The organism is Mycobacterium sp. PDNC021 (assembly GCF_048282635.1).
Lineage (GTDB): Bacteria > Actinomycetota > Actinomycetes > Mycobacteriales > Mycobacteriaceae > Mycobacterium > Mycobacterium llatzerense.
On sequence record NZ_CP182502.1, the window covers coordinates 739134 to 753168 of the forward strand.

11 protein-coding genes are annotated in these 14035 nt (G+C 63.6%); 8 read left to right on the forward strand and 3 right to left on the reverse strand.

The window, feature by feature from the left end:
- The first annotated feature begins 334 nt into the window (after positions 1-334).
- The 6 genes from ACNO8X_RS03415 to abc-f all read left to right on the forward strand — a co-directional run bounded on the left by ACNO8X_RS03415 (position 335) and on the right by abc-f (position 8648).
- Entirely contained in the window at positions 335-691 is a 357-nt protein-coding gene (locus ACNO8X_RS03415; RefSeq protein WP_418004149.1) for an ArsR/SmtB family transcription factor, read from the forward strand.
- Positions 688-1161 carry an SRPBCC family protein gene (locus tag ACNO8X_RS03420; protein WP_260934950.1) on the forward strand — a complete coding sequence of 158 codons (474 nt, stop codon included), beginning with the start codon at positions 688-690 and terminating at the stop codon, positions 1159-1161. The genes ACNO8X_RS03415 and ACNO8X_RS03420 overlap by 4 nt, the downstream gene beginning before the upstream one ends.
- A gap of 5 nt (positions 1162-1166) precedes the next feature.
- Positions 1167-1310, forward strand: coding sequence for a hypothetical protein (locus ACNO8X_RS03425; RefSeq protein WP_418004150.1), 144 nt, complete (start codon positions 1167-1169; stop codon positions 1308-1310).
- A gap of 254 nt (positions 1311-1564) precedes the next feature.
- The gene (locus ACNO8X_RS03430; protein WP_418004151.1) at positions 1565-2692 is read left to right on the forward strand and encodes a patatin-like phospholipase family protein; all 1128 of its coding nucleotides are present in this window, start codon (positions 1565-1567) and stop codon (positions 2690-2692) included.
- Positions 2693-2728: 36 nt separating this feature from the next.
- The gene (locus ACNO8X_RS03435) at positions 2729-6910 is read left to right on the forward strand and encodes a TIR domain-containing protein (RefSeq protein WP_418004152.1); all 4182 of its coding nucleotides are present in this window, start codon (positions 2729-2731) and stop codon (positions 6908-6910) included.
- Positions 6911-7001: 91 nt separating this feature from the next.
- Positions 7002-8648 carry a ribosomal protection-like ABC-F family protein gene (gene abc-f, locus ACNO8X_RS03440; protein WP_418004153.1) on the forward strand — a complete coding sequence of 549 codons (1647 nt, stop codon included), beginning with the start codon at positions 7002-7004 and terminating at the stop codon, positions 8646-8648.
- Positions 8649-8848: 200 nt separating this feature from the next.
- Here abc-f and ACNO8X_RS03445 read toward each other — a convergent pair whose 3' ends face one another.
- Both ACNO8X_RS03445 and ACNO8X_RS03450 read right to left on the reverse strand, forming a co-directional pair.
- The gene (locus tag ACNO8X_RS03445) at positions 8849-9673 is read right to left on the reverse strand and encodes an SDR family NAD(P)-dependent oxidoreductase (RefSeq protein ID WP_418004154.1); all 825 of its coding nucleotides are present in this window, start codon (positions 9671-9673) and stop codon (positions 8849-8851) included.
- Between the two features lie 463 nt (positions 9674-10136).
- Positions 10137-10934 carry a DUF1906 domain-containing protein gene (locus ACNO8X_RS03450; protein ID WP_418004155.1) on the reverse strand — a complete coding sequence of 266 codons (798 nt, stop codon included), beginning with the start codon at positions 10932-10934 and terminating at the stop codon, positions 10137-10139.
- 129 nt (positions 10935-11063) lie between these two features.
- On the opposite strand from ACNO8X_RS03450, the gene ACNO8X_RS03455 reads away from it, so the two are divergent.
- Positions 11064-11639, forward strand: a complete 576-nt coding sequence (locus tag ACNO8X_RS03455) for a winged helix-turn-helix domain-containing protein (protein ID WP_418004156.1) — start codon at positions 11064-11066, stop codon at positions 11637-11639.
- 3 nt (positions 11640-11642) lie between these two features.
- Here the strand turns inward: ACNO8X_RS03455 and ACNO8X_RS03460 are convergent, their stop codons facing one another.
- Positions 11643-12389 carry a MetQ/NlpA family ABC transporter substrate-binding protein gene (locus ACNO8X_RS03460; RefSeq protein WP_418004157.1) on the reverse strand — a complete coding sequence of 249 codons (747 nt, stop codon included), beginning with the start codon at positions 12387-12389 and terminating at the stop codon, positions 11643-11645.
- Between the two features lie 194 nt (positions 12390-12583).
- Here ACNO8X_RS03460 and ACNO8X_RS03465 point away from each other — a divergent pair, with 194 nt between their 5' ends.
- Positions 12584-14035 carry an APC family permease gene (locus ACNO8X_RS03465; protein ID WP_418004158.1) on the forward strand — a complete coding sequence of 484 codons (1452 nt, stop codon included), beginning with the start codon at positions 12584-12586 and terminating at the stop codon, positions 14033-14035.

The window sequence follows — 14035 nt, forward strand, 5'->3', positions numbered from 1 at the left end:
GAACGCGAACCACTCCATCGGGGTGTGGATCTGGCTCAACGTCCAGTCGCGATTGACCAACCAACTCCAGAATTCGCCGAACGTAGTCCTCACCGCCTTTCGTCGAGCATGTTGATCCGCGACCATGCATGGCTTTGCCGCCTGTGCGAGTGCACATTATCTGTTGCTGCCGCGCCACGTAGCTGTACTGAGCCACGCTTTCGCCTCGGCCCGGTATCAGTCGGCGTGGACACAGTTACCGTGACCGCCGCGTGGACATCGTATTCAACCAATAGGTTGACAACGGTGGTGTCCGCGCGCACACTCGTACTCAACCAAATAGTTGAGGAACAGAATGACGGACCCGTTGTCGAAAGTATTTGCAGCGCTGAGTGATCCGCTCCGTCGAGACATCGTCACCCGGCTGACGACGGCTGACGCCACGGTCAGCGAACTCGCCGAACCGTACGACGTCAGCATGCAGGCGGTCTCCAAGCACCTCAAAGTGCTCGAGGACGCGGGACTGGTCAGCCGCGGCCGCGCGGCACAGACCCGGCCGGTGCACTTGGAAGCGCAGGTGTTCGACCTGATGACCAAGTGGATCGAGCGTTACCAACGGCAGGCCGAACAGCGTTACCAGCGCCTGGATGCGGTGCTGGCAGAGATGAATGACACCGAAGCGAAACCGCGACGAAAGGGCAAAGCATCATGAACACCGCACAGGCCGTGATCGAAGCCGACAAGGATGTGCCACTCATCCGCATCACCCGCGATTTCCATGCCACCCCAGCACAATTGCTGAAGGCACATACTGATCCGGAGGTGTTCGCCCGCTGGGTCGGACCCGACGGTATGGACACCCGGATCCTGGAGTGGGACGCCCGAGACGGCGGCAGCTGGCGTTATGTGGCGAGCCGCGACGGCCAGGAGTTCGGCTTCCGCGGGTGCTTCCACACCGTCGGCGAGGACAAGATCGTGCAGACCTTCACCTTCGAGGGCATGCCCGACGACGTTTCTCTCGAGACGTTGTGGTTCGAAGATCTCGGTGACGGCCGCACCAGGCTGCACGCGCAATCGTTGGTGGACAGCTTCGAGGGACGCGACGCCTGGCTGGCGTCCGGGATGGAGACGGGCGTCGACCAGGGCTACGCGAAACTCGACGCGCTGGTCGGCGGTCTCTGAGCGCCGTGGTTGCCCTCAACGCACTCACGCCCGCCGCCCGGCACCGCGCCATTGCCGCTGACCTCGCCGCTGCCGACGGCCGAAAATCCGGGTTGGACCCCGAATTCGCCGCGCAGATGCTCGCCGGGATGGCCGCGCCGCCGGCATAGCTGTCGTGCAAGAACGGCCCGACGTCTTGGTCAGCGCAGTCTTCGTTGCGCCGTCGAGATCACTAGTTTGCTGCACACGAAAACGGATCTCCCAAACACGGGCACTTCATGTATTGCCGGGTTGCGAGTGGGTAGCGGACCAGTCGATTTCGCTCGGATTGGTCCGGTCTGCTGAAGTTTGCGCAGAATTCTGCGAATTTGCTCACATCGGTTCGATGAACAGATAATCTCCAGGCAGTCCGAAGGGATGCGCGATGAGTTATCTCGAACGGTTGGACGCTGGCACGCCGAAGAAGCTGCTTGCCCTCGACGGCGGTGGCATCCGCGGGGTGCTGACCCTCGAGATTCTCGCCGAGGTCGAAAGGCTCCTGCAAGAGGCCAGTGGCGATGAATCCCTGACGCTCGGAGACTATTTCGACTACATCGCCGGTACCAGCACGGGCGCCATTCTGGCCGCCGGCCTGGCCAGGGGGATGCGGGTCGCCGAATTGCGCGATATCTACCAGAACCACGGCAAGCAGATGTTCCGCCGAGCGTCGCTGTGGCGGCGGGCGTGGTACAAGTACTACAGCCGTGACCTGCAGAAACTGATGCAGGAGACATTTGGTCACGACACCACTTTCGGTGACGCATCGCTGCGTTGTCTGCTCATGGTGATGTTGCGCAATGCCTCCACCGATTCACCGTGGCCTGTCAGCAACAATCCCCACGCGATATACAACGATCGCAGCCGGCCGGATTGCAATCTGAACATTCCGCTCTGGCAGTTGGTTCGGGGCAGCACCGCGGCACCGACGTTCTTTCCGCCGGAGTCGATCGGGGTCGCAACACGCGGCGTAGAGCGTGAGTTCGTGTTCGTCGACGGTGGCGTGACGATGAGCAACAATCCCGCCCTTCAGCTTTTCCTGATGGCCGCCATGCGTCAGTACAACCTGGAATGGCCCACCGGGAAAGACAACATGCTCATCGTCTCAGTCGGTACCGGCTCGGCGCCGCAGGCAAATGAGCGACTGCGCCCGTTCGCGATGAACGTCGTCTACAACGCCATGTCCGTGCCGGGAGTACTCATGGGAGGCGCACTGAATCAACAGGATTTGGCGTGCCGAGTCCTGGGCTACTGCCGTCACGGCGCGGAACTGGACCGGGAGGTCGGCGAGCTGCTCGGTGAGCAGGAGGCCATTCCTGGTGTCGCGCCCTTGTTTTCGTATGTTCGGTACAACGCCAAGCTGACCAGGCAGGGACTGGATGATCTAGGACTGCCCGACGTCGACCCGGTGCGTGTGCAGAAGCTGGACGCGGTGGAGAACATGGCGGACCTCCAGCGGATCGGCAGGGCAGCAGCACTGGAAGTGAGTGGGGATCACTTCCAGGGGTTCATCTGACGGTTGGTCTGGAAGCGGATGTAGCGAGGTGACCTTGTGCGGATCTTCATCAGCCACTCGAGCAAGAACACAAACCAAGCCCGAGCCGTCAAGAAATGGCTGATCGAGGCTGAGCCGAGCCTGGAAGACGAGATCTTCCTTGATGCTGCCGACTTGCTGCCAGGAGCCCAGTGGAAGCCCGCGCTGCAGGCGGCAAACCGTCGATGTGAGGCAGTGATATGCCTGTTGTCGACCGACTGGGAGCAATCCCCGGAATGTCAGCTCGAGTTCCGCTACGGCGAGACTCTCAACAAGGACATCCTGTGCGCCCGCCTTGAATCGACCGCCTCGGCGAAAACCCGCGCGTGGCAGCACTGCGACCTGTTCGTCAGATCCGCTGAGGCTCAATCGATACCGATCAAGCTCGACGATGGGTCCGAGGTCGCCTTCGCGACAGAGGGACTTGAGAAACTGCGCCGGGGCCTGATCGAACTCGGCGTGGTCCGCGACTACTTTCGGTGGCCGCCACCGAAGGACCCTGACCGCAGCCCATACCGAGGGTGGGCGGACCTCGACATCTACGACGCCGCCGTGTTCTTCGGCCGCGACGCCGAGATCGTCTCCGCGATGGACGCATTGAAGGGAATGCACAAGACCGGCGTGACATCGATGCTGGTGATTCAGGGATCGTCAGGGGTCGGCAAATCGGCATTCTTGCGTGCGGGGCTCCTGCCCCGGATTCAGAAAGACAGTCGCTTTCTCTTGATGGACGTCGTGCGTCCCGAGCACGACGTCCTGGCCGGCCCGAATGGTTTGGCCAAGTCGATTTTCAACCTGCGCGAGTCCCTGGGTTTGCGAGAACCAAAGCTACTTGCGATCGAAAAAGGCTGTCAGGCAGGCGATATCAAGCAGATTGTCGAATGGGTCGATGAGGCCCGACTCGCGGCACCCACCTGGGGCGGTGACACGCGACCCCCTGCGGCGCCGACGATCGTGCTGCCGTTGGATCAAGCCGAAGAACTGTTCGGCACATCCCGCCGGGAGTCCGACGCTGTCGACATGACCGAGCGGTTCCTGCAGATCCTTGCCAAACTCTTGCCGCGGCACGACGGCACCGCACCTGCCGTGATGATGCTGGCGACGGTCCGCGCGGACAGCTACGAGCTTCTGCAGAACTCGCCCGCCCTCGCCGGTGTCGGCAGTGTGTCGTTCAACGAACTCACTCCGATGCACCCAACTCTGTTCCGTGAGGTCATCAAAGGCCCCGCCGCCCGCCATACCAAGGACGTCGAACCGCTGGAGCTGGAAGCCGAGCTCGTCGACCGGCTGGTCGAGGACTGCCCTGACGCAGATGCGCTCCCGCTGCTCGCTCTCACGTTGGACCATTTGATCATCCGTTACGGCAAGACCGGGACTCGCACGGTGGATGAGTACGACGAACTCGGCGGTGTCGACAGCATCGTCGACACGTTGGTCGATGAGGTCGTCGGGAAAGGCGCCGGCCCTGAGCGCGACGTGAATCTGAGCATCCTGCGTCGCGCCTTCATCCCCGCGATGGCCAGTATCAACATCTATGACCAACCACAACGGCGCTTGGCAGACTGGGACGGTCTGCCGCGAGAAAGCCACGATCTGCTGACCAGGCTGGCGGACAAGAATGTGCTGACCAAGACCGAGCAGACTGGCGGGACGGTTGTCGAGGTGGCCATCGAAAGCCTGCTACGTCGCTGGAAAGCCCTGAGCAGGTGGCTGACCGATGAGAGCATCTATCTGAAAGCAGCTGAGCGGGTCGAACTTTCGGCTCTTGATTGGGACAAGCATCAGCGCAAATCCGATCACTTGGCACATCGGGGCGAGCGGCTGCGCGACGCTGAGAAGCTCGCCGCCCAGGGCCGGTATTTCACCAATCGCGACGTCCCCACCGCGGACTATCTGGCTGCATGCAGCCGGCGTCGCAGGAGAAGGCTGATCGCCAAGTGGCTGTCCTATGCAACGGCTGCTGCGCTGATCTTTGCCGGCGGGGTTGCAGTCAAGGGATATCGGCAGTCCCACATGCATTTTCGGGAAGCCACCGCAGAACGACTGACGTCGGAGGCCCAGGCCATGCTGTCCGGCGGAGGCCCGGATGGTGACTATCGGGCCATCCAGCAGCTCATCGCCGCCCCGCTGGTGACAAACTCCGAGAAGCTCGGCTGGAGGGATCGGTTGATGACCGACCCGATGAGTGCGTCACCGGCTGTCAGTGGCGCCCTGCTCGATGCCGTCAACGGCCGTCGGGATCTGCGCAAGATCGTGCCGACGAACGCCATGATCACGAGTGTTGCGTTCAGCCGTGACGGCTCCACCATGGCGACGGGCAATGTCGACGGCCAAATCCAGTTGTGGGACACCAAGACCGCAGCTCCGCGTGGCGACACGGTTCCCCGTGACGACAAGTGGCATACCTCGCACGGCGTCGTGTGGAGTGTCGCCTACGCCGGCGACACACTGGTCAGCGCCGCCAACGATGGCACCGTCGAAAAATGGGATTCCGCCGGAAACCCCACTCCGCTGGCCAAGTCGAAGATCGACACGCCGACGCGCAGCATTGTCGCAGCGCCGGACGGCACCGTCGTGGCCGGCAGCGCCGACGGCAAGGTGCGGATCTGGAATGTCGGCCACGAAGAAAAAGGTGTTCAAGAAATTGTTGTCGGAGGTGGTGCGGTGGAGTCAGTTGCGTTGCACGGCAACGTCATCGCCACCGGCAGCACGGATGGCACCGTCCACCGATGGAACCTGCTGGACCCAAAGCATGAGGAGCTCGGTTCGCAGTTCAAGTTCGCCGGCACGGTGTGGTGTGTGGCCTTCAGCCCCGACGGCCGTCGGCTCGCGGTTGCCGGCCGGAGCCCCGAGGTCTGGATTCAGAATCTCGATGTAGATCGCCATGTTTCACTGCCGCATCCGGGTGGAGTGTGGACCGTGGCATTCGACCCAGCCGGGAGTGGGCGGGTCGTCACCGGCGGCATCGATGACACCATCAAGGTATGGGATGCCGGCTCGCAGCAGAAGATCGGTGACCTCGTCACCGGTGATGGGGGCGATGTCAAAGCCGTCGCTTTCGCGGACGGCGGGTTGGTGTCCGTCGGTGACGACAAGACGTTGCGACTGTGGTCCATCCCGTCGCCGCCACCGCCACGACGAGTCGCGGAGGACCCGGTCGTCGGGTTGAGGCTGGAGCCCAACCGGATCGTGACCACCACGGCATCAGGCGTCGCGCGGCAGTGGAATACCGATGGCACACCAGTCGATGCTCCTATCGTGCGAATGCCGGTGGCGAACAACATCCCGCCCGCAATCGATTCGGCAGGCGCGGTCGTAGCCGTGATGACGACACGGAGCGGCGGCGAGATCTGGACTGCCGAGGGGCTCAAGACCGATGACAAAGTCACGCTGCCTGCTGAGCTCGCCGATGCACCTCCACCCGTCGCCACCACCGACACGGTGATTGCGGTTGGCGGCAACCGGTTGGCTGCAATCAGCAGGAGTCCAGACATTGTTCGGTTCTGGGATATCCGTAGTGGCAAGGAAGTCGGACACCGTGTCGACCAACTGGGAGATCGCAAGATTCGGGCGATACGCCTGAGCGCCGACGGACGCCGGCTCGCGACAGCGGACACGGACGGAAACATCGACGTGTGGGACACCGACACCGGAACCCGGATGCCGCAGCCGAAGCCGATGGCGGGAGACGCTGACTACGACAAGAATGCCCGCCACGTCACCCTTGCGTTCAGCGACGACAACAGCCGACTCGTGTCCGGCGCGGTTGGCGACGATCAGCTACGGGTGTGGGACGTCGCCTCGGGCACACAACTCGGTGAGTCGATGTCGGGTCATCAACGTGATGTCACCGCCGTCGCCTTCAGTCACGATGGCCGATTCATCATTTCCGGGGCGTTGGACGGCACCGTGCGGATCTGGGACGCGATCCATCAGCGGCCGGCCGGCCAGGCACTGGCCATCAAGCAACCCCGTGAGATCCCAGATCCGGACCATCTTCCGCTTTTCCCCACTGCGGTTGCGATGAGTCCCGACGGGAACCGCATTGTCGCCGGGCTCAACGATGGCTCAGTACGTACGTGGCCTGGGCCGGAAACCTGGGAGAAGCTGCTCTGCGCCAAGGTCAACGACCCGCTCACCGAGAAACAATGGCAGGAATGGGTCGGATCGAAGGTCAAGCAGTTCGGCACGTGTCGCTGAGCGTTGGGCCGGTCGAGGATGTGAACGCGATCGGTGACGGCAGCCTGACCGGCACGCGGATCGGTGGGTGCGGCAATGCGACGATTGGTCCATGACCGCAACGCTTGTCACGAACAATCTGGCCGGCGGATTTGCCCACCGCACGCTCTTCGAGCGGCTCGACCTGACGGTGGCACCAGGCGATGTGATCGGTGTGGTCGGCCCGAACGGTGCTGGTAAGAGCACGCTGCTGCGGATTCTGGCGGGGGAACTCGCACCGCTCGATGGGGTGGTCAACCTGGCGCCGGCCGACGCATTCGTCGGCTGGCTGCCGCAGGAGCACGAACGGGTGCCGGGGGAGACCGTCGCAGCGTACGTCGCACGCCGCACCGGATGCGCCGCAGCGACGCAGGCGATGAACGCGGCGGCAGAGGCGCTGGCAGATCCGGCGGGGGATCCGGACGGCTACTCGGTGGCGCTGGATCACTGGCTCGCGACAGGCGCTGCGGACCTCGACGAACGACTGCCGGCGGTGCTGGCCGACCTGGGGCTCGATTCCGACGCGGTGCGGCCGGAGTCGACCCTGATGACCGCGTTGTCGGGCGGCCAGGCCGCGCGAGTGGGGCTCGCGGCGCTGATGCTGTCGCGTTTCGACATCGTCCTGCTCGACGAGCCGACCAACGATCTCGACCTCGACGGTCTTGCCCGGCTGGAAGAGATCGTCGGTAACCTGCGCGGCGGTGTCGTGCTGGTCAGCCACGATCGAGAGTTCCTGGCCCGCACCGTAACTCACGTTCTGGAACTCGATCTGGCGCAGAACAGGACCACCATCTTCGGCGGCGGCTACGAGAGTTATCTGGAAGAGCGCGAGGTCGCTCGTCGACACCGTCGCGAACAGTACGACGAGTTCGCCGAGAAGAAGGCCGATCTCGTCGCGCGTGCACGCACGCAGCGGGAGTGGTCGAGTCAGGGTGTGCGCAACGCGATGCGCAAGGCACCCGACAACGACAAGAATCGGCGTAGCGCACAAACGGAGTCGAGCGAGAAGCAGGCGCAGAAGGTGCGGCAGATGGAGAGCCGGATCGCCCGCCTCGAGGAAGTCGAAGAACCTCGCAAGGAATGGACGCTGCAATTCACCATCGGTGCCGCACCGCGGTCGAGTTCCGTCGTCGCGACATTGGACAGTGCCGTTGTGCGGCAAGGTGATTACGTGCTGGGGCCCGTGTCGCTGCAGGTCGACGCCGGCGAGCGGATCGGTATAACCGGTCCCAATGGGGCGGGAAAGTCGACCCTGCTGCGGCTTCTGCTCGGCCGGCAGCAGCCCGATGAGGGCCGGGCGAGTCTGGGCGCCAATGTCGCCATCGGCGAAATCGACCAGGCTCGTGCAGATTTCACCGGTGCCAGCCGCCTCGTCGATCGCTTCGAACAACACGTGCCGACGTGGCCGACCGCGGAAGTGCGCACTCTGCTCGCGAAGTTCGGATTGCGCGCCGACCATGTGGAACGCACGGTCGACGAGCTGTCGCCCGGTGAACGAACCCGCGCGGGCCTTGCCTTGTTGCAGGCACGGGGGACGAATGTGCTGGTGCTCGATGAGCCGACCAACCATCTCGATCTGGCGGCCATCGAGCAACTCGAGGAGGCGCTCGAAACCTATGACGGGGCACTGCTGTTGGTGACCCATGACCGCCGGATGTTGCAGAACGTTCGGTTGGATCGGTCGTGGCTGGTCGAGCGCGGGCGCGTTACGGAGCTATAGCTCGAACTCCGCCAGCCCCGGGCAGACACCACTACCCTTCTGCTTACGCAGCCGGAACGTCCCCTTCGTCTGCGGTCGCCGTACGGGTCACCGCAGGCGCCGCTTCCCGACCGCTGGTCGATTCCCGTGATTGGCCTTCTTCTTCCTGCGGCCGCGCTTGCGATCGGCTCGTTTGGACATCTGATGGTGTCTTTCGGATTTCAGTTCAGCACTGGCTCAAGAAGCCGGCTGGTTAGTTTTTGTAGGCGAATGCGGGCGCGCGGGTTCGCAACTATCGCGGCCGCACGCGCTGGCTCAACACCGTCGTAGAACGCACCGTCGATAACCGGATGGGTGCGTGAACTGAGGGTGGTCAGTATCGTCGCAGCCTCTTCGACCGGCTGACCAGAATCGCCATAGACGGGGAGCATTCGGGTTGCGAACATGCCGGGATGCACGCTGAATGCGGCGAACGAATCGCCGCTGGCTTCGGCAATTGACTTGGTGTGCATCGTGAGTGCGAGCTTCGATTGTGCGTACACCGCAAGCGGCGAGTACTGATGCACCCGAGAGAGGTTGTTCCAGCTGATGCTCCCGCCGCGGTGCATCACCGACGAGAGGTTGACGACGCGCCCGCGCGAGCAGACGAGTTTCGATGCCAGTTTCGTTGTCAACAGGTAGGGCGCGAGATAGTTGACCTGGAAGGCGATTTCGTGGCCGTCTGGGGTGTACGTGCGTTGTTCAGGTCCGGCAACGGCGGCGTTGTTGACCAGCACGTCCAGCTTCGGCAAGGCCTCGGCGAGCGTGTCGGCGAGGTCGGAGACCTCGCCCAGGCGAGTGAAGTCGGCGACGACCAGGTTGAGGCGCTGTGCTTCGGCGCCATCATTGACCAGGCGCGTCAGTGCTTCCTCACCACTGTCGCGATCGGGCGCGTGTAGGTACACCGTAGCGCCGTCGTCGGCGAACTGGCGGGCCGTCGCATAACCGATGCCGTCGGTGGCGCCGGTGACGAGAACGGTGGGACAGGTTGAAAGGGGTTCGGACATGATTACTTTCGCGAGATGGAGCGTTCACCGGCAGCATCGAGAACTGCAGACGGATCGCCGATGGAATGGAAGCGAGATGACGAGCGACTGCGCGTCGGAGTGAATCGCCGAGGGCGACGAATTTCCTTCAGGTGCGCAGGGGCCTGCGCGACGGCGGTTCGTCGTCGAACCCGACACCGTAGCGCTCAATCGTCGAAGGCACGGCACAACAAGTTGCCGTGTGGTGAGCCATACGGTCAATGACAGCGTGCGACCGGCCAGTCGGACAACACATCTCACGAATTCTTGACGGAGCGGTCGTCGTTATTGACGTTCTCTTGACGTGCTCAACGCTCAGCGTGACTGCCAGCCGATCGCCATCCCCAGCGTCCTGCACCGAACTCCGCGCACTCCGCGATTGCGTGAAGCTCATCGGGTGACAAAGAGATTCGCGATCACCGGCGGTGTGGAGTGGCCCCCGACCTCACGGATGCAGGTTCCACTGCCCGACGTCGGAAGCCAGGGCGTCGCTGACGTCGACTTCGAGCCCACCGACCACCGGGCCTGGATTCGATGCAGTGCTCACGATGCGTTGGTACATCACGGCAGCTGGGTAGATCTTGCCGCCCGACCAGGACCTGGTCTGCCAGGCCCACACGTGACCGGGCGTGGTCGAGCGTCCGATGACGCCGTCGGCTGCCGCCCACTGGCAGGTGTTGATGCCGCCGTAGACGCCGGTGCGCTGCGGACCCAAGACTGAATTGATGCCGCGAAACCACGGCAGCGCAACGTTGTTCCACGTCTCGCGGTTGATGTCGTCGTCGACGGAGAAGAAGATGGGTGCGCTCTGGCCGCCGCCCGCCGCGGTGTGCAGCTGCCAGGCGGTCTTGGCGTCGGCGACGCCGCCGGCGTATCCGCGGGTGAAGTCCGACGGCGCAGTCCCACCCGGCTTGCCGTATTGGTAGTTGCTCACGATCGCCAGTCCTGCCGCGGCCAGCGACTTGGCGTAGGGCAGGGTGATCGGTTTGGCGCCCATGGTCGAACCGGGGCGTGACGTCGAGACGTAGTTGACGACGCCGGCGTGGCCGGCGGCCCGAATATCTTGCGCCGGAATCTGCTTCATGGCGAAGTCGATCAGCGTGGGCGCGGCGGCTGACGCCGTCGGTATGCCGAGCCCTGCTGCGCCGAGGCCGGCCAGCGCCGACGCGGCGCCGGCATAGCGCAGCGCGTCGCGTCGCGAGAACGGGCGCCGAAGGCCGGTGGTCTCCGGGAAGTCCTGCATCTCGAGATGTTAACAATGCGACAGATGTGAAAGTTGTGGCCGGTGCTTGCTGAGTTCAGATCGTGACCGGACTGTTTCATCTTCATCGTTGAGCGCGATGGCTCGCTTCGATTCAGAGTGACGCTAACGATGTCCCTAGTCACCTTCCTCGCGAACACTTGGGTTCGGATCGACAAGGGAGAGTGGATGTATCAGGGCCGCGCTGTGCGGGCATCGCAGCTGGTGCTAACGGTGGAGCTGCCCACCGTGTCTGGCGATGCGCTGGCTCAGGTGACGGCCATGATGGACGAGTTCAGCGCGTATCTCGCGTACCGGGTGCCTGGCGCCCGGGTCGAGAAGTCGGCGGTCGCCGCGGGCCCCGCTCGCAACTCTCCACCGGCGCCGATATGTGGATTGGTCATTGACCGCACCACCCGGCAGGTCAGTGCCGACGGCCGCCCGATCGCGATGGCGTACAAAGAATTCGAGCTGCTGGCATATCTGGCACAACACCCCCGGCGGATCATCTCGCGCGAAGAGCTGATCGAAAACGTGTGGGACGCGGGGTTCGCTTCGATGCGGACCGTCGATACCCATGTTCGACGACTCCGGGTGAAGCTGGGTGTCCATGCGCTGACGTTGACGACCGTCCGTGGCAAGGGCTATCGCTTTGATCCGCAGCCCTCGACGCGGTTCCGGGATCAGCGTCCGATCCGGTCGGCCTGATCGTCAGAACGCCGGCACGACGAGGTCTCTGTACGACCGGGTGATGAACGAGCGTACGGAATCTGATTGCAAGGCCGTGGCCAACATTCTGATTGGTTCGCTCAGATGGTTGTCCGGTCGCGCGACGAGATATTCGGCATAGTCGCGGTTCGCCTGGTCGCAGTAGAGCGCCGCCCGCAGGTCGATCTGACGGTCCATGGCGTAATTGCCGAAGAGGAAAACCAGATCGAAGTCCGCGAGGACGTCGGCCAGCTGGGCACTGGCGATTTCTTTGAACAGCAACTGTTTTGGGTTCTCGGCGATCGAGTCGATGCCGGGGATGGACAGTTCGTCGTCACGCAGGGTGACCAGGCCCAGGTCATGAAGGATGCGCAATGCCCGCCCCACGTTCGCGGGATCGCCGGGCAGCGCGACCTGTGCGTATTGCGGTACCTCGCCAACGGCGGCAATCGATTCCGAATAGAGCGCGAACGGTTCGATGTGTACCGGTGCGACCGGTACGAGCCGCTGGGCCGACGAGGCATTGAATTCGTCGAGGAATGGCAGGTACTGAAAGAAGTTGGCGTCGATCGTCCCGGCGACCAGGTGCTGGTTCGGTTCGTCGAAGGTATCGAACACTTCTATGTGGAGGTCGATTCCGTCGCGTGCCAGGGCGGGGCGGACGTGCTCGAGGATTTCGGCGTGCGGTACCGGGGTCGCGCCCACGCGTAGGACGTGGCCGGCGCGATGTATCGATCGAATGGTCCCCACGGACAACCCCTTTGGCTGATGCGCACACGGCGCTGTGTCACGAAAGACTACCGACCCAATCCCGAATCTGACGTGCCGAGTGTTACCGCATGTGACGCATTGTCAGCGCAGGTGTCCCGTCGGCTGGAGCGGGCAGGGTGTGGCCAATAGCTTTTGCATACAACAATATTCACCGAATAGTGAGGGGTCCGGCCATGTCGGTCGAACATACTGCGGTGCGTGCCGGCGGTGGGCCTCCTGCCGTCGCTGAGCGCCTACGCGGAAATCTGGGAATTCCGGCCATCGTCTTCATGGTGTTGGCTGCGGCGGCACCGCTGGGCGTCATCGGCGGACCGGTGCCCTTGGGGATCGCCACTGGCAACGGATCGGGGTTCCCGGCCACGTTCGTCATCGCCACCGTTGTTCTGCTGCTGTTCGCCATCGGCTTCACCGCGATGACGCCTTTCGTCCGCGAGGCCGGCGCGTTCTTTTCGTATGTGCAGCAAGGCTTTGGGGTCACTGCGGCCATCGGCGCCGCCTTCGTGGCGATCCTCACGTACGCCTCGATGGAGGCGGCCGTCTACGGCTTGTTGGGGCCGCAGCTCGGTGGACTGTTGAGCTTGGTCGGCGTACCGCAGTTGCCGTGGCCGGTGTGGGCGTTGGCAGGGCTGGCGGTGATCACTTACCTCGGCTATCGCAATATCGAGCTCTCCAGTCGAGTACTCGCGGTTCTGCTCGTCGCGGAGATCGTCATTGTCGTTGTCCTCGACGCGGTCATCGTCGGCCGCGGCGGCGACCATGGACTGTCAACGGGATTGCTCAACCCGGCGCAGATCGCCTCGGGGGCACCGGGAATCGGACTGCTCTTCGCGATCATCTCGTTCCTCGGATTCGAGGCGACAGCCATCTTCCGAGACGAGGCTCGCGATCCGGACCGCACCATTCCCTACGCGACGTACCTCGCGCTGGCCGTGATCGGCATCTTCTACACAGTGTCGAGCTGGGCCCTGATCTCGGCGTGGGGTGATCGTGAAGCCGTTGAGCGCGCGACGAATTCGGGTGGGACCATGCTCGTGGACACCGCGCAGCGCTACCTGGGTGTGGTGGGAGCGGACATCATTCAAGTCTTGTTCGTCACCAGCCTATTCGCCTGCATCTTGTCCTTTCACAACGTGGTATCCCGCTATCTCTTCGCGTTGTCCGGACGCGGCGTGCTGCCCGCCGCCTTCGGCCGGCCCCACACCCGTCACGGCTCGCCGCACGTCGCATCGCTGGCTCTGTCGGCACTGATCCTCGCGGTAATCGGTGTCGCGACGGTGACTCAGCTGGACCCGAGCACGGAGTTCTACACCTGGCTGTCCGGGATCACCACGGTCGGTGTGCTGGTTTTGATGGTCCTGACGAGTGCTGCGGTGCTCGCATTCTTCGCGAAGGACCGACGGCACTACTCGGTGTGGCGTGTCCGGGTGGCCCCGGCCCTGGGCCTGGCCGGCCTGGTGGCGTTCCTGGGCCTGATCCTGGTGAACCTCAAGGACCTCGTCGGCGGCTCGTCGGGCCTGGCGTTGGCCGTAATCCTGGTGCTCGTAGTGGGTTTCGTGGGCGGCGCCGTGCTGGGCTACCGCCGCGCGCGGACAGAGTCGTTCACCCCGGCAGGAGTGGAGGGCTGA

Excerpts from the sequence above, each read along its gene's own strand:
- ACNO8X_RS03420 (WP_260934950.1), top strand. The coding sequence starts at position 688 with ATGAACACCGCACAGGCCGTGATCGAAGCCGACAAGGATGTGCCACTC.
- ACNO8X_RS03430 (WP_418004151.1), top strand. The coding sequence starts at position 1,565 with ATGAGTTATCTCGAACGGTTGGACGCTGGCACGCCGAAGAAGCTGCTT.
- ACNO8X_RS03450 (WP_418004155.1), bottom strand. The coding sequence starts at position 10,934 with ATGCAGGACTTCCCGGAGACCACCGGCCTTCGGCGCCCGTTCTCGCGA.
- ACNO8X_RS03465 (WP_418004158.1), top strand. The coding sequence starts at position 12,584 with ATGTCGGTCGAACATACTGCGGTGCGTGCCGGCGGTGGGCCTCCTGCC.
- abc-f (WP_418004153.1), top strand. The coding sequence starts at position 7,002 with ATGACCGCAACGCTTGTCACGAACAATCTGGCCGGCGGATTTGCCCAC.
- ACNO8X_RS03455 (WP_418004156.1), top strand. The coding sequence starts at position 11,064 with ATGTCCCTAGTCACCTTCCTCGCGAACACTTGGGTTCGGATCGACAAG.
- ACNO8X_RS03415 (WP_418004149.1), top strand. The coding sequence starts at position 335 with ATGACGGACCCGTTGTCGAAAGTATTTGCAGCGCTGAGTGATCCGCTC.
- ACNO8X_RS03445 (WP_418004154.1), bottom strand. The coding sequence starts at position 9,673 with ATGTCCGAACCCCTTTCAACCTGTCCCACCGTTCTCGTCACCGGCGCC.